12 protein-coding genes are annotated in these 15,112 nt (G+C 70.8%); 9 read left to right on the top strand and 3 right to left on the bottom strand.

Features of this window, described 5'->3' with window-relative positions:
- Nucleotides 1-149: 149 nt before the first annotated feature.
- Genes IMZ35_RS19965 through IMZ35_RS19950 form a run of 4 tightly spaced genes read left to right on the top strand, consistent with a single transcriptional unit; the run spans nt 150 to nt 4,522 of the window.
- The gene (locus IMZ35_RS19965; RefSeq protein ID WP_438816887.1) at nt 150-1,085 is read left to right on the top strand and encodes an ABC transporter substrate-binding protein; all 936 of its coding nucleotides are present in this window, start codon (nt 150-152) and stop codon (nt 1,083-1,085) included.
- The gene (locus IMZ35_RS19960; RefSeq protein ID WP_199442659.1) at nt 1,072-1,974 is read left to right on the top strand and encodes an amino acid ABC transporter permease; all 903 of its coding nucleotides are present in this window, start codon (nt 1,072-1,074) and stop codon (nt 1,972-1,974) included. Before IMZ35_RS19965 ends, IMZ35_RS19960 begins: the two co-directional genes overlap by 14 nt.
- A 1-nt stretch (nt 1,975) precedes the next feature.
- Nucleotides 1,976-2,743 (top strand): amino acid ABC transporter ATP-binding protein, encoded by a 768-nt coding sequence (locus IMZ35_RS19955; RefSeq protein WP_307868445.1) that lies wholly within the window; start codon nt 1,976-1,978, stop codon nt 2,741-2,743.
- Nucleotides 2,744-4,522, top strand: coding sequence for an aminotransferase class V-fold PLP-dependent enzyme (locus tag IMZ35_RS19950; protein WP_199442658.1), 1,779 nt, complete (start codon nt 2,744-2,746; stop codon nt 4,520-4,522).
- Nucleotides 4,523-4,556: 34 nt separating this feature from the next.
- Here the strand turns inward: IMZ35_RS19950 and IMZ35_RS19945 are convergent, their stop codons facing one another.
- Nucleotides 4,557-4,973 carry a LapA family protein gene (locus IMZ35_RS19945; RefSeq protein WP_307868443.1) on the bottom strand — a complete coding sequence of 139 codons (417 nt, stop codon included), beginning with the start codon at nt 4,971-4,973 and terminating at the stop codon, nt 4,557-4,559.
- A 394-nt stretch (nt 4,974-5,367) separates the two neighbouring features.
- On the opposite strand from IMZ35_RS19945, the gene IMZ35_RS19940 reads away from it, so the two are divergent.
- The 5 genes from IMZ35_RS19940 (at nt 5,368) to IMZ35_RS19920 (ending at nt 11,048) form a co-directional block, all read left to right on the top strand.
- A complete protein-coding gene (locus IMZ35_RS19940; protein ID WP_199442657.1) occupies nt 5,368-6,672 on the top strand; it encodes an ABC transporter substrate-binding protein in 1,305 nt (434 codons plus the stop codon).
- A gap of 62 nt (nt 6,673-6,734) precedes the next feature.
- Entirely contained in the window at nt 6,735-7,694 is a 960-nt protein-coding gene (locus IMZ35_RS19935; RefSeq protein ID WP_229372813.1) for a carbohydrate ABC transporter permease, read from the top strand.
- Nucleotides 7,695-7,762: 68 nt separating this feature from the next.
- Nucleotides 7,763-8,587, top strand: a complete 825-nt coding sequence (locus IMZ35_RS19930) for a carbohydrate ABC transporter permease (RefSeq protein ID WP_438816890.1) — start codon at nt 7,763-7,765, stop codon at nt 8,585-8,587.
- A gap of 41 nt (nt 8,588-8,628) precedes the next feature.
- Nucleotides 8,629-10,029 carry a GH1 family beta-glucosidase gene (locus IMZ35_RS19925; RefSeq protein ID WP_199442895.1) on the top strand — a complete coding sequence of 467 codons (1,401 nt, stop codon included), beginning with the start codon at nt 8,629-8,631 and terminating at the stop codon, nt 10,027-10,029.
- Complete coding sequence (locus tag IMZ35_RS19920) at nt 10,026-11,048, top strand: LacI family DNA-binding transcriptional regulator (RefSeq protein ID WP_199442655.1); 1,023 nt, start codon at nt 10,026-10,028, stop codon at nt 11,046-11,048. The genes IMZ35_RS19925 and IMZ35_RS19920 overlap by 4 nt, the downstream gene beginning before the upstream one ends.
- A gap of 53 nt (nt 11,049-11,101) precedes the next feature.
- Here the strand turns inward: IMZ35_RS19920 and IMZ35_RS19915 are convergent, their stop codons facing one another.
- Both IMZ35_RS19915 and IMZ35_RS19910 read right to left on the bottom strand, forming a co-directional pair.
- The gene (locus IMZ35_RS19915; protein WP_229372781.1) at nt 11,102-12,067 is read right to left on the bottom strand and encodes a glycoside hydrolase family 6 protein; all 966 of its coding nucleotides are present in this window, start codon (nt 12,065-12,067) and stop codon (nt 11,102-11,104) included.
- 79 nt (nt 12,068-12,146) lie between these two features.
- Entirely contained in the window at nt 12,147-13,898 is a 1,752-nt protein-coding gene (locus tag IMZ35_RS19910) for a glycoside hydrolase family 6 protein (RefSeq protein ID WP_199442654.1), read from the bottom strand.
- Nucleotides 13,899-15,112: the final 1,214 nt, after the last annotated feature.

Here is a 15,112-nt window from a genome sequence, read left to right as displayed (position 1 = left end):
TCCTAGCTAGACGGTGTTGTCCTGGCTACCCGCTAGAACGATCAGGAACACCCGGAGATTCCCCGCGGTCTTCAACTTTTCATGGACCTCTTCAACACTTTGTTGTAGCTTTCCGTCCCAACCAGTTCCGCCAGCCGTTGGGAGCTCCCGTGTCACCACGCAGGATCGCGCCGGTCGCCCTGATGTTCTCGCTGCTCGTGGCCTGCGGCGGCGGGGGAGGGGACGGCGCGGCGCCGTCGGGGGGAGCGGGGACCGACGACCTCCCGCAGACGGAGTCGATCGTCTCCGCCGTGACGAAGGACGACGCGCTCGCGGCCGGCCTCCCGCCGCAGATCGCCTCCGCGGGCGTGCTGCGGGTCGGCTCGAACGTGCAGAACCCGCCGAACAACTTCTACGCCGCCGACGGCACGACGCCCGTCGGGTCGGAGGTGGACCTCGCGAAGGCCGTCGCGGCCAAGCTGGGGCTGGAGGTCGAGTACAGCGACATGGCGTTCAGCTCGCTCATCACGAGCCTGCAGTCCGGGCGCATCGACATCACGATGGCCGCGATGAACGACACCCCCGAGCGCCAGCAGGCGATCGACTTCGTCGACTACTTCACCTCCGGCATCACGATCATGGTCCAGAAGGGCAACCCGGACGGCGTGAGCGGGCCCGACGACCTGTGCGGCAAGTCCGTCGCGGTGAACCTGGGCACCAGCCAGGAGGAGTTCGCCAGGGAGCAGAGCGCGACCTGCACGCAGGCGGGCAGGGGCGAGGTCACCATCACCTCCACCGACAGCGACACCCAGAACCAGAACCAGCTGCGCACCGGCCGCGTCACGGCCATCCTCAACGACCTGCCCACCGCCGTCTACGTCGCCAAGACCGCGGGCGACGGCGAGTACTTCGAGGTCGTCGACTCCGAGCCGATCAAGGGCGGCCCCTACGGCATCGGCGTCGGCAAGGACGCCCCGCAGCTCTCGCAGTCGCTGAAGGCGGCGCTCCAGTCGCTCGTGGACGACGGCACCTACGGCAAGATCCTCGACGCGTGGGACGTGTCCAGGGGCGCGATCACCGAGGTGACGATCAATGGCGCTGCCTGAGGACGTGCCCGTCGTCCCCCTGCGGCACTGGGGGCGCTGGGTCAGCGGCGTCGTCATCCTCGCCCTGCTCGTCGGGCTGGGCAGCGCGATGGCCGACGCGCAGATCCTCTACGAGGACGTGCCGGGGTTCTTCAGCGCCGACGTGATGATCGACGGACTGGTGAACACCGTCGTCCTCGCGGTGGTGGCGCAGGCGGCGGCGGTCGTGCTGGGCGTGGTGGTGGCGCTGATGCGCCGCTCGGCCAACCCGGTCGCCCGCTGGGTCGCCTGGGTCTACATCTGGATCTTCCGCGGTGTGCCCGTGCTGCTGCAGATCCTGCTCTGGTACAACCTGGCGCTGGTCTTCAAGACCATCTCCGTGCCGATCCCGTTCACCGACGCGCACCTGATCGACACCCCGACCAACGCGCTGATCACGGCGTTCGTCGCGGCCCTGCTGGGTCTGGGGCTCAACGAGAGCGCCTACATGGCCGAGATCGTGCGCGCCGGGCTCAACAGCGTCGACCCCGGTCAGCTGGAGGCGGCCAAGGCGATCGGCATGACCCCCGCGACGACCCTGCGCAGGGTCGTGCTGCCGCAGGCGATGCGGGTGATCATCCCGCCCACCGGCAACGACTTCATCAACATGCTCAAGGGCACGTCGATGGCGTCGGTGATCGGCTTCCTGGAGCTGATCCACGCCGCCAACAACATCTCCTCCCGCAACCTGGAGATCATGGAGACGCTGCTCGCCGCGGCGGCCTGGTACATGATCGTCGTGAGCGTCGCCAGCGTGGGGCAGTACTACCTGGAACGCGCCTTCGGCGCCGCGGACCGGGTCGACCGGGGGCTCACGCCCTGGTCGCGAGTGGCGCGGTCCTTCCGGACCCCGCCGACGGTGAGGAGCTGAGGTGGAGAGCACTCCGCTCGTGCGCGCCCACGGCGTGCGCAAGTCCTACGGTCGCACCGAGGTGCTGCGCGGTGTCGACATGACGGTGGAGCAGGGCCAGGTGGTGTGCCTGCTCGGGCCGTCCGGCGCGGGCAAGAGCACGTTCCTGCGCTGCATCAACCACCTGGAGACCGTCGACGCCGGGCAGATCTGGGTCGACTCCAAGCCCGTGGGGTTCCGGCTGCGCGGCGGGAAGCTGCACGAGCTGCGCGAGCGGGAGGCCGCCGCCCAGCGCCGCGCCATCGGCATGGTGTTCCAGCGGTTCAACCTGTTCCCGCACCGCACGGCGGTGCAGAACGTCGCGGAGGGGCCGGTGCACGTGCAGGGCGTGAACCGGCGCCAGGCGCACGAGCAGGCGCTCGCGCTGCTGGACCGGGTCGGCCTCGCGGACAAGGCGGGCTCCTACCCGCGCCAGCTCTCCGGCGGGCAGCAGCAGCGCGTCGCCATCGCACGAGCGCTGGCGATGAGGCCCAAGCTGATGCTGTTCGACGAGCCCACGTCCGCGCTGGACCCCGAACTGGTGGGCGAGGTGCTGGAGGTGATGGTGGACCTCGCGCGCGAGGGCATGACGATGATCGTCGTCACGCACGAGGTCGGCTTCGCGCGGGAGGTGGCCGACCACGTGGTGTTCATGGTGGACGGGGCCGTCGTCGAAACCGGCCCGCCGAGCCAGGTCCTGGACGATCCGCAGCAGCCGCGCACGCGGCAGTTCCTCGCGAAGGTGCTCTAGGTGACCACTCCCGTCCGGCTGTCCCCGTCCTACCTGGTCAACTTCGGCGAACCCGAGGGGTACCTGGACTTCGCCCGCTTCGGCCCGCCGTCGCACGCCGTGGTCGACACCTCCACCAGGCTGCTGGAGGCCACCGCCTCGGCCGGGCCGTCGACCGTGGACGACCTGATGCGCCAGGAGCTGCGCGCCAGGGCGGCCGTGGCCCGGCTGTGCGACAGCGACACCGACCACGTGACGCTGCTGCCCAACACCAGCACCGGCCTGTTCCAGGTCGCGTTCGGCGTGCGAGGTGGCGAGGTCGTCGTCTCGGCGGCCGAGTTCCCGGCCAACACCTACCCGTGGGCGCGCGCCGAGCAGGCCGGCCGGCTCGCGCTGCGGCGGGTGCGGCCGGAGGGCGGCGCGATGACCCCGGAGGCGGTGCGCGCCGCGCTGACGGCGCAGACCTCGGTCGTGTCGGTCAGCGCGGTCGACTTCCGCACCGGTCACCTCGCCGACCTCGCGGGCATCCGCGAGGTCGTGGGGGACCGGCTGCTCGTCGTCGACGGCATCCAGGGCTTCGGGGTCGCCGAGGTGCCGTGGGACGTCGCCGACGTGCTCGTCGTGGGCGGTCAGAAGTGGCTGCGCGCGGGCTGGGGCACCGGCTTCCTCGTGCTGTCCGACCGCGCGCTGGAGCGGCTCGACCCGGTGCTGTCCGGCTGGACCGGCGCGCTGGACGCCGGGCTGTTCGACGACGAGGTCCACCCGGTCGCCGACGGTGCCGCCGCGTGGTCCGTCACCAACCTCAGCCCGATCGCCGCCGGAGCGCTCGGGCACGCGCTGGAGCTGGTCGAGCTGGCCGGGGTGGGCGCCGTCGCGCAGCGCGTCGCCGAGCGGGTCGACGAGCTCGCCGAGATCGTCGCCGCGGCCGGGGGCACCGTCGTGTCGGAGCGCGACCCGCTGCGCCGCGCCGGCATCCTCGCGTTCACGCTGCCCGACCACCCCGCCGCCGTGGTCGGCGCGGCGCTGGTCGACGAGGGCGTCACCGCCACCGTGCGGCCCGAGCACGTGCGGCTCTCCCCGCACGCCTCCACCACGCCGGAGACCGCGGCGCGGTTCGCCGCTGCGCTGCGCAGGCTGCGCGCTCCCGCCGCGGCGCCGGCCGGGGCCCCGTCGGCGGGGGTGAGCGGGCCGGACGTGCTCGCCGCGCTCGTGCCCACGGTCAACGGCCTGGCCGCCGCGCTCGGTCCGGGCACCGAGGTCGTGCTGCACGACCTGGGTGCGCTGCCCCACTCGATCATCGCCATCGCCGGGGACCTCACCGGCCGCGAGGTGGGAGGTCCCATGACGGACCTGCTCCTCGGGCTGGTCCGGCGCGGGACGACCCAGGACCTCACCAACTACGAGACCTACGCGCCCGACGGCAGGGTCATCCGCTCGTCCACGGTGTTCGTCCGCGACGCGAACGGCGTCGCGGTCGGCTGCCTGTGCGTCAACAGCGATCCGGGGTCGGGAGTGGTCGCGGAGTCGTCCAACGACGTGCACCGGCAGGTGGAGGCGTTCCCCGGCGACGTGGACACCCTCCAGCGCCTGCTGGTGGAGCGCGCGGTCGCCGAGGCGGGCGTCCCCGTGCAGCTGATGAAGAAGTCCCACAAGTCGCACGTGGTCCGCGTCCTGGACGAGTCGGGCTTCTTCCTGATCCGCGACTCGGTCGACTACCTGGCCGGCAACCTGGACGTCACCCGCTACACGATCTACAACTACCTCAACGAGATCAGAGGCACGACAAAACCCGCGAGCTGACCGTTCGGGCACGTCGAGCCGGGCGCCGCGGCGGTCAGTGCAGCGCGCGCTTGGCCTGGCGGCGCAGCTGGACGATGCGGGCTCCTCCGACGAGGGCCACCAGCAGCGCCCCGATGACGGCGGCGAACAGCAGCGCCACGCCGAGCGGCATCGTCGCCTCGATGCCGAGGAACTGCACGGTCGCCCCGTCGAGGTTCTGGAGCACGAACACCAGCAGGAAGATCAGCAGGATCGCGGCGACGACCACGGCCACCCACGCGCCGCTGGTGCGCGTGCGGTGGAACGGCTGCTCGGGCGCGTGCTCGGGGGCGAGGGGCGGCTCGGGGTCGGGGGCGACCACGGGCGGCGTGCCGTCCAGGGGCGGGGGCGTGAGCGGATCGAGCTCCCGGCCGGTCGCGTGGCGGGAGCTCGGGTCCTGGGGAACGACGCTGTCGTCACGAGAGGTGGCCACCCGCCGATTCTCCGCCTCGCGCGCCGGGCTCGCCACCGACGCGGTTCTTCACGGCGCGGGGTGGAATCGCGGGAGATTCAGGCGGGAAAGAGCACACGTTCGAACCGCGGGCTTCTGGGAGCGCTTCCGTCGGACTACGGTGGACTGTGACGCAGATCATTCCGGCGACGGCTGGTTTGCGCCGGTCACACCCGTTGGACGCGTGTTCGTGGGCTGTCGGTAACAGGCAGGACACAAAGTATTGACAGGGCTAGTGGCCCCGGACACACTTCCGACACCTGGGAGCGCTCCCAGAAACCGCTCAGAGGTTGTGCGGGGGCGCTTCTGGCCCGCGTCCCCGCCGGCGCCTCGACCCCGAGGAGCCGCTGAATCCGCCTCAGCAGAGGAGTTATTCGTGCGACACCGCTCCAGCCGATGGGTCAAGGTGCTGGCCTGTACCGCCGCGCTCGCCGCCACCGCCGCCACCACGGCGGCCTGCGGTTCGAGCGACGACAGCGGCAAGACGGCAGACGGCAAGATCGAGCTGACGCTCGCCACGTTCAACGAGTTCGGGTACGAGGACCTCATCAGCGAGTACGAGGCCGCCCACTCGGACGTCAAGATCGTCCACCGCAAGACCGGCAAGTCCGACGCGCACCACCAGAACCTCTACACCAAGCTCGCCGCCGGTTCCGGCCTGTCGGACGTCGAAGCCGTGGAGGAGGGCCACCTGAGCAAGGTGCTGGCCCGCTCCGGCCAGTTCAACGACCTCAAGGAGATCGGCCCGTCCGGCCTCGACACGAACCGCTGGGTGAAGTGGAAGGTCGACTCGGCCACGGACAAGAACGGCCACCTGATCGGCTACGGCACGGACATCGGCCCGCTGGCCATGTGCTACCGCAAGGACCTGCTCGAAGCGGCGAACCTGCCGACCGACCCGGCCGCGGTCAAGGACATGTTCTCCAGCTGGGACAAGTACTTCGCCGCCGGTGAGCGGTTCACCACCGCGGGCACCGGCAAGGCCTGGTTCGACTCCGGCGCGCAGATCTTCAACGCCATGGTGAACCAGGAGGAGCAGGGCTACTACGACAAGGACGACAAGCTGGTCGTCACGTCGAACCCGGTCATCAAGGAGGACTGGAACCAGGTCACCTCGGCCATCTCCAAGGGCCTGTCCGCCAAGCTGCCCTTCGGTCAGCCCGAGTGGACGACCGGCGCCAAGAACTCCGCCTTCGCCACCAAGACCTGCCCGTCGTGGATGCTCGGCGTGATCACCGAGTCCGCCGGCCCGGAGAACAAGGGCAAGTGGGAGGTCATCGACGCGTTCCCCGAGGGCGGCGGCAACTGGGGCGGCTCCTTCCTGACCGTGCCGAAGCAGAGCAAGCACCCGAAGGAGGCCGCTGAGCTGGCCGCGTGGCTGACCGCGCCGGAGCAGCAGGTCAAGGCGTTCTCCACCGCGGGCACCTTCCCGAGCCAGGTCGAGGCGCTGTCCTCCCCCGAGCTCCAGGCCATGACGAACGAGTACTTCAACGGCGTCAAGGCCGGTGAGCTGTTCGCGAAGCAGGCGCAGGCCTTCGACAAGGCCCAGTACAAGGGCCCGGCCTCCGGCCAGCTCCAGGACGAGGTCTTCGCCAACGCTCTGCAGGCCGTGGAGCAGGGCAAGAGCTCCGACGAGGGCTGGACCCAGGCGGTCGAGAACGCCGAGAAGGTCGCCAAGTGACGTCCGACACCACTCGGATCGCGAGCGGGCGGGGCCTGGAGCCCCGCCCGCCCGTCCGTGATCTGCCCCCGACGACCGGGGACGACGGCGGTGACCCGTCGCGCTCGTGGCGCTACCGGCTGTCCAGGCTGGACGTGAAGTTCTCGCCCTACCTGTTCATCGCGCCGTTCTTCCTGATCTTCGCGCTGGCCGGGCTGTTCCCCCTGCTCTACACGGCGTACACCTCGCTGTACGAGTGGACGCTGGGCGCGAACGACGACGCCGAGTTCATCGGACTCGGCAACTACGTCGAACTGTTCTCCGACGCGCAGTTCTGGAACGCGCTGCTCAACACGTTCAGCATCTTCCTGCTGTCGACCGTGCCGCAGGTGATCGTCGCGGTGCTGCTGGCCGCGCTGCTGAACACCGCGCTGCGCGGGCGCGTGGCGTGGCGGATGGGCGTGCTGCTGCCCTACGTCGCGAGCCTCGTCGCGCTGGCGATCATCTTCAGCAACCTCTTCGGCGAGCAGTACGGCCTGATCAACACCCTGCTCCAGGCGATCGGCGTCGACCCGGTGCAGTGGCAGGCCGACCGCTTCTCCAGCCACGTCGCCATCGCCACGATGGTCAACTGGCGCTGGACGGGCTACAACGCGCTGATCGTGCTCGCGGCCATGCAGGCGATCCCGCGCGAGGTGCACGAGGCGGCGCTCGTCGACGGCGCCGGTGTGATGCGGCGGTTCTTCAGCATCACGCTGCCGATGCTGCGACCCACGATCATCTTCGTCGTGGTCACCTCGACCATCGGCGGCCTCCAGATCTTCACCGAGCCCAAGCTGTTCGACCCGAACAGCGGTGGCGGCGGCGGTTCGGACGGCCAGTACCAGACGGTCGTGCTCTACATGTACCAGCAGGGTTTCCTGAACCAGGACGTCGGCTACGGCTCGGCCATCGCCTGGGTGCTGTTCCTGATCATCATCGTGATCGCCGGGATCAACTTCCTGATCACCCGGCGCATCGCGGGTACGGGGGAGGCGAAGTGACCGCCGTTCCGACCATCGCGCCCACCGCGGGCACGGCCACACCGCCGAGGAGGGAGAAGCGCCGCTCCATCGCCAACCTGGAGCGGCCCGGCGTCTTCGTCTACGGCATCCTGACGGCGTTCATCCTCGCCTCGGCGTTCCCGTTCTACTGGTCCTACCTCGTGGCGAGCCACGACGCGAACGTCTTCGCCGACACCGTGCCGCCGCTGCTCCCCGGCGGGAACTTCCTGGCCAACGCCAGCCGCGTGCTCGACACGATCGAGTTCTGGCGGGCGCTGGGCAACAGCATCGTCGTGTCCGGCACGGTGACGCTGTCCGTGGTGCTGCTCTCGACGCTGGCCGGGTTCGCCTTCGCCAAGCTCCGGTTCCGCGGTCGCGGGCCGCTGCTGGTGTTCGTGATCGCCACGCTCGCCGTGCCGACGCAGCTGGGCATCATCCCGCTGTTCATCGTCATGGCCGAACTGGGCTGGACGAGCAGCCTGGGCGCGGTGATCGTGCCGAACCTGGTGACCGCGTTCGGCGTGTTCTGGATGCGCCAGTACATCGTGGACGCCGTTCCGGACGAGCTGATCGAGGCCGCCCGCATGGACGGGTGCAGCCTCATCAGGACCTTCTGGCACGTGTGCCTGCCCGCCGTCCGCCCCGCGGCGGCGATGCTGGGCATCTTCACGTTCATGACGTCCTGGAACGACTTCCTGTGGCCGCTGGTCGCGCTGAGCCCGGAGGACCCCACCATCCAGGTGGCCCTGGAGAAGCTCCAGGCCGGGTACTTCATCGACTACTCGCTCGTGCTCGCCGGAACCACGATGGCCACCGTTCCGGTTCTGATCGTCTTCATCGTCCTCGGGCGGCAGATCGTCGCCGGGATCATGCAGGGTGCTGTGAAGGGGTAGCTGTGGAGTTGATCAACAAAGAGACGACCGACCGGAGCGAGGTGGTCTTCCCGACCGACTTCCTCTGGGGCGCTGCCACCGCGGCCTTCCAGGTCGAGGGATCGACCACGGCCGACGGGCGCACCGACTCCATCTGGGACGTGTTCTGCCGCGTGCCCGGCAACGTCGTGGGCGGCGACACCGGGGAACCGGCCGCCGACCACTACCGCCGCGTCGAGCAGGACGTCGCGCTCATGGTGGACCTCGGGCTGCGCGCCTACCGGTTCTCGATCGCCTGGCCGCGCGTGCGGCCGGACGGCGGCGCGGTGAACCAGGCCGGGCTGGACTTCTACAGCAGGCTGGTCGACACCCTGCTCGCCAACGGCATCACCCCGTGGCCGACGCTCTACCACTGGGACCTGCCGCAGGCGCTGGAGGAGAAGGGCGGCTGGGCGAACCGCGACACCGCGTACCGCTTCGCCGAGTACGCGGAGAGCGTCGTCGGCGCCCTGGGCGACCGGGTGTCGAGCTGGACGACGCTCAACGAGCCGTGGTGCTCGTCGTTCCTCGGCTACGCCGCCGGTGTGCACGCGCCCGGCCGCCAGGAGCCGGAGGCCGCCGTGGCCGCCGTGCACCACCTCCTGCTGGGTCACGGCCTGGCGACGCGGGCGATCCGCGCCGCGCAGCCGACCGCGCAGGTGGGCATCACCCTGAACCTGTACCCGGTGTTCCCCGCCGACCCGGCCAACCCGGCCGACGTGGACGCCGCCCGCAGGCTCGACGGGATGCAGAACCGGATCTTCCTCGACCCGGTCCTGCGGGGCACCTACCCGGCGGACGTGCTGGACGACCTCGCGCCGTACGGCATCTCCGACCACGTCCGCGAGGGCGACCTCGACGTGATCTCGACGCCGCTGGACATGCTCGGCGTGAACTACTACTCCGAGCACAACGTCGCCGTGCGCCCGGAGGTGGAGGTCCACCCGACCCGCAACGGCCGGCTCCAGAAGGGGTCGCCCTGGATCGGGCTGGACAAGCTGACCTTCCCGAGCCGGGGCCTGCCGCGCACCGACATGGACTGGGAGGTCCAGCCGGCCGGACTCACCGCGGTGCTGCTCCGGCTGCACTCCGAGTACCCCCGGCTGCCGCTCTACATCACCGAGAACGGCGCGGCCTACCCCGACGTCCTCGGCGCCGACGGCACGGTCGGCGACTCCGATCGGGTGACCTTCATCGAGGGCCACCTGCGGGCCGCGCACGACGCCATCCAGGAGGGTGTCGACCTGCGGGGGTACTTCTGCTGGTCGCTGATGGACAACTTCGAGTGGGCCGAGGGTTACGCCAAGCGGTTCGGGATCGTGCACGTCGACTACGACACGCAGGTCCGGACTCCTAAGATGAGCGCCATGTGGTACGCCAACGTGGTTCGCGAGAACGCCCTGAACGCGCCGGACGGCTCGTGACCGACGCTTCACGGATTCGTCGCCCCGGCCCGCGGCTCGAAGAAGTCGCCCGCGCGGCCGGGGTGTCGCGTTCGACCGTCTCCAGGGTGATCAACGAGGAGCCGTACGTCAGCACGCGCTCCCGCGAGGCCGTGCACCAGGCCATCCTGACCCTGGGGTACAGCCCGAACCAGGCCGCCCGCACCCTCGCGGGCAGCCGCGCCAACGCCATCGCGCTGGTCGTCTCGGAGCAGGCGGGGCGGGTGCTGTCCGACCCGTTCTTCGCCGGGGTGCTGCGCGGCGTGCACGCCGAGCTGTCCGGCAGGCGCGTCCAGCTCGTGCTGATGATGAGCCAGCAGGGCGACGAGCAGGACCTGATCAGCTACCTCGTCGGCGGGCACGTCGACGGCGCTCTGGTGATCAGTCTGCACGGCAGGGACCCGCTTCCGCTCACGCTGTCCGAGGCCGGGTTGCCGCTGGTCGTGGGCGGTCGGCCGCTGGCGGGCAAGGGCGTGCCGTACGTGGACTCGGACAACTTCAACGGCGCGCTGGAGGCTGCGCGCCACCTCGTGTCGGTGGGCCGCACGTGCATCGCGACCATCGCCGGCGCGAAGGACATGGCGGTCGGCATGGACCGCCTGTCCGGCTGGCGGCGCGGCATGGTGGAGGCCGGGCGACCGGCGGACCTCGTCGCCTACGGGGACTTCACCCCGGAGAGCGGGGCCGCGGCCATGCGGGACCTGCTGGACCGCAACCCCGGCATCGACGGGGTGTTCGTCGCCGCCGACATCATGGCGCTCGGCGCGCTCCAGGTGCTGCACGCGCACGGCAAGAGGGTGCCGGACGACGTCGCGGTGGTCGGCTTCGACGACCTCGTCAGCGCCGCCACCTCCGTGCCGCCGCTGACGACGATACGGCAGGACGTCGAACAGCTCGGCCGCACGATGACGTGGCGGCTGCTGGGCGAACTCGCCGGTGAGGACGGCCTGCCGCCCTCGCTGCTGCTGCCCACCGCCCTGATCAAGCGCGCCAGCGCCTGATCCGCACGCTTCCCGGTGGCTCCCGGTCCTCGACCGGGAGCCACCGGTCGTCGTCACCCCCGCTCGCGCGCCGGCGCCGCGACCGCCAGCTCGTAGGCGCGCTGCGGCACGAACTGACCGGCCGTCGCGATGCAGCCGTCCGCCTCGCCGGGCAGCTTGACCCACAGGAACGCGTCGATCCGCGCGTCGCCGGTGTTCGTCGTGCTCGGCGTGCCGATCGCGCGCCCGGCCGGGTCGCACCACTCGCCGCCCGCTGGACCGTTGCCGTTGCGGCTGGTGTCCACCACGGCGCGCAGCCGCGAGTCGCCGAGGGCGTTCAGCACGTTCTTCGCGAAGGCCACCTCGTCGGAGGTCCTGCGGTAGTTCGAGACGTTGGTGGAGATGCCGTCCGCGCTGTTGGAGACGTCCGCGGCACGCAGCCGCGCCGCCGCCTCCGCCGGGGCGAGCCACGCCGAGTGGCCGATGTCGAAGTACACCTTCGCCTGCGACGACCCCGCCTTGAGCTTCTTGCCCGCGTAGGCCATCGACGCCTTCGTCTCGTTCTGCTGGGCCTCGTTCTGGCAGTTCGTCATCAGCGGCAGCACGTCCGGTTCGAGCACGATCGCCGCGGGCCGCCCGGCCAGCCCGGCCGCCACCTCGTCGATCCACGCCCGGTACGCCGAGTGCGACGGCGCGCCGCCGCCGCTCGCGCCGCCGCAGTCGCGGTTGGGGATGTCGTAGACGACCAGGATCGGGATCTTGCCCGCCGCCGCGGCGGCACCGACGAACGAGGACACCTCGCCGCGCACGGTCGAGGTGTTGGTCGTGGTGAACCAGCGCGCCTGCGGCACGGCGGCGATCCGGTCGCGGATCACCGGTGTGCGCGAGTCGTTCGGGTTGGCCGCCACCCACTTCGCCGCGTTCGTCGCGGGATCGACGTAGTAGGCGGAGTCGGCCGGTGCGGCCGTGGCCGGACCGGCCGGTGCGAGCGCCGCCGCGAGGGCGACCGTCAGCGCGACGACCCTGCTCTTGTTCGCCATGGGATCTCCGTTGGTCCTGGGGGAACGGTCGGTGCGCGGCCCCGCCGGGAGGGGGACTCCCGGCGGGACCGCGGTGTCGCTACAGCACCGGGTACGCGTTCTGCACGAGCATCCGGAACTGCTCGGGGAACCACCTGCCCGCGTGCGGCGCGTCGTCCAGAGCCCCGGTGAGGTTGCGGCCGTTGGCCTGCTCGTCACCGCGGAACGCCGGGTCGCACATCGGGTCGTGCTGCTTGCCCTCCTCGTTCGGGCCGTCGGTCTTCTCGCTGGTGCCGTCCGACTCGCCCGGAGGCTTGACCCACACGTAGGCGTCGAAGTGCGGCAGCGGGTCGGCCTGCGGCCGGGCCCCGATGCCCGCGCCGGACTGGTTGCACCAGTTGCCGCGGTGCAGCCTGCGGTCGACGCGGCCGGAGTTCACGTGGGCGTCCACGGTCGTCCCGGTGGCCGCGCCGGGACGGTTCGCGCCGCCCCAGCCGTTGCGCGAGGTGTCGGTCAGCATTCCGATGGAGCTCGGGAACCCGGCGGCCACGAAGCGCTCGTACAGCACGGTGCCGAAGTCGTTCTCGTCGAAGTACGGGTTCCACTGGTAGAACGCCGCCGACCTGATCTGCTGCCCGCCGACGTTCAGGGTCGGGTCGGGGAGGTTGGTCTCCTCGGACGGCGTGTAGTTGGCGGTGTTGGTGATGAAGCCGTCCACGCTGTTCACGCCCGCGGTGGTGCCCTTCACCGTCGAGGTGATCAGGTCGACCGCCGGGCCGAGGTTGCTGTCCCAGCCGAGCCAGCCGGAGTGCGCCACGTCCAGGTAGGAGTAGACGTTGGGGATCGGCTCCAGCCGGTTCAGCGCGTGCTGGACGCCCTGCACGTAGGCGCCGCTGGACTTCGCCTCGGCGCACTTGGGCTTCGCGGTGTTGGTGATCAGGTTCGGCAGCGAGTCCGGCTCGACGATCGCGACGATCCGCAGGCTCCGGTACTTCGGGTCGCCGAGGATCTCCGCGATCGGGTCGACGTACTCGGTGCGGTACCTGGCCAGCCCGTTCTGGCCGACCTGGAGCTCGCCGTTGGAGGCCAGCGCCGCGCAGTCGCGGTTGGGCAGGTCGTAGACGACGACGGTGAACACGACCGGCTCCGCGCCGGTCTGCTGCGTCAGCGCGGCGTCGAGGTGACCGCGCAGGCCGCGCCCGGCCGTGATCGCGCCGATGCGGTCCATCCACACGGCCGTGGATGTCGCGCCGACCGTGCGCATCTGCGCGCCCAGGGTGCCGCCGGTGGAGTCGGCGAGCTCCTCGACCTGCGCCTGGTAGTCGGGGTTCACGTAGCCCCGCGCCCCCGCGTAGGGGTTGGCGACGTGCTCACCGGGCTCGCCGGGGTTCTGCGGCGTCGTGGTGGTCGTCGTGGTCGTGGTCGTGGTGGTCGTCGGCACGGTGCCGGTGCACGTCGTGCCGTTCAGGGAGAACGACGCGGGCGCGACGTTCGTCCCGGAGTGGGAGCCGGTGAACCCGGTGCTCGCCGTGCCGCCGGTGGCCAGGGCACCGCCCCACGGCGGGCTCGCGGCGGTCACGTGCTGACCGCTCTGGGTGTACGTCGCGCTCCAGCCGTCCCCCACCCGCTGGTCGCCGGGGAAGTCCCACTCCAGCTTCCAGCCGCCGGAGATCGGCTCACCGAGGTTGGTGACGGTGATGCTCGCGGTGAAGCCGGTGTTCCACTGGTCGGTGCGGTAGTCGACCCGGCAGCCGGGGGCCGCGTCGGCCCGGCTGCCCGCGAGCAGGAGGGTGCCGGCGCAGACTGCGAGCGCCGCGGCGGCCGAGAGGCCGCGCAGGAGGTTCGGTCTCATCTGGATTCCTCGCAACGGTGGTCGGGATCGGCAGGACGAGAGGGCTGGGAGCGCTCCCAGATGCGGAGACTGTAACCACGAGGTTTCTCGAACGAGAAGTGCGGACTTCGGGGCGGGGTTTCGGGTGTTCGCGCGAACTGCTCGCAACGGGTGATTCGAGACGAAGTGTTTTTCGCGCTCCGCTCGGCGATCCGGTGCGCAGGGTGAGCGAATCGTCGAACGCCGCGTCGAACGTCCGTCGAATGCGGCCGTTCGAGTGGAAATGCGATATGTCGAATTGTGGAGCAGCCGGAGCGGCGGCTCGACCGCGCCGATCCGGCCGTTTCCCGAGTCGCCCGCCGAGCGCCGCGGGGCGAGCGTTCGGGGGCGGGGGAGCGGTGCCCGCCGGGCGGGCACCGCCGCGGACCTCGTCAGCCGGCGGGCGTCGTGTCGCCCCGGACCGCGCCTTTGCCGTTCGTGCCGGCTCGTCGCACGTCACCCGCACGACGCCCCGGTCGTCGTCCAGGCAGCCGCCGGGGTCGTTCGGGGCGATCGCGAGCCGCTCGCCCGTGCCGCGACCCGGCACGTCGCCGCCGATCTCGAACAGCAGGACGGTCTTCTGCCACGTGGCGCCGCGGTTCGCGGACCGCAGGACCGCGCCGTTGTCCGGGCCCCCGGCTGTTGGTGCACGTGCCCGCGGCCACGTGGACCAGGTTCGGGCCGCCGGCGACACCGCGCTCGCCGCGGTGAGCACCGCGGCGCACAACCCGGATTCCGGCACCGCGGCGAGGGGCGGAACACCGGGGCACGAGTGACACGGCCGCGGGGACCGGCGGCGCCGCCCACATTCTCGGGAGCTCTCCCGGCGGTGCTGCGACCGCTGCGCGCCCACTGGCCGCGTCCGTCCACCGGGTCAGTCGGAACGCGATTTCCTCGACCGTTCGGAGGAAGATCGAGAACGTGTTGATCGATGAAGACGGAATCGTCGACGTCGTCGAACAAACCACCTGAACGGTGTACGCCTGCCGCCGTTCGGTCCTTCCGGTCGCGCGTCGCAGGTCGTGAACGTCCCAATGGCGGGGTCCTTCTGGTGGTGTCGTCGCCGCTCGTGCGGTGATCAGAAAGACGAGAATCGATCACGCCCCCTTTTCCGCGTGTTTCGCTGCCGTTACAGTCCGTGCCACTGGGAGCGCTCCCAGAAATCCTTCCGATCCCTGCGCTCATCGGAGGCACCA

Source organism: Umezawaea beigongshangensis, assembly GCF_016464305.1.
GTDB classification, from domain to species: domain Bacteria; phylum Actinomycetota; class Actinomycetes; order Mycobacteriales; family Pseudonocardiaceae; genus Umezawaea_A; species Umezawaea_A beigongshangensis.
This window is presented reverse-complemented; position numbering and strand designations above follow the sequence as displayed.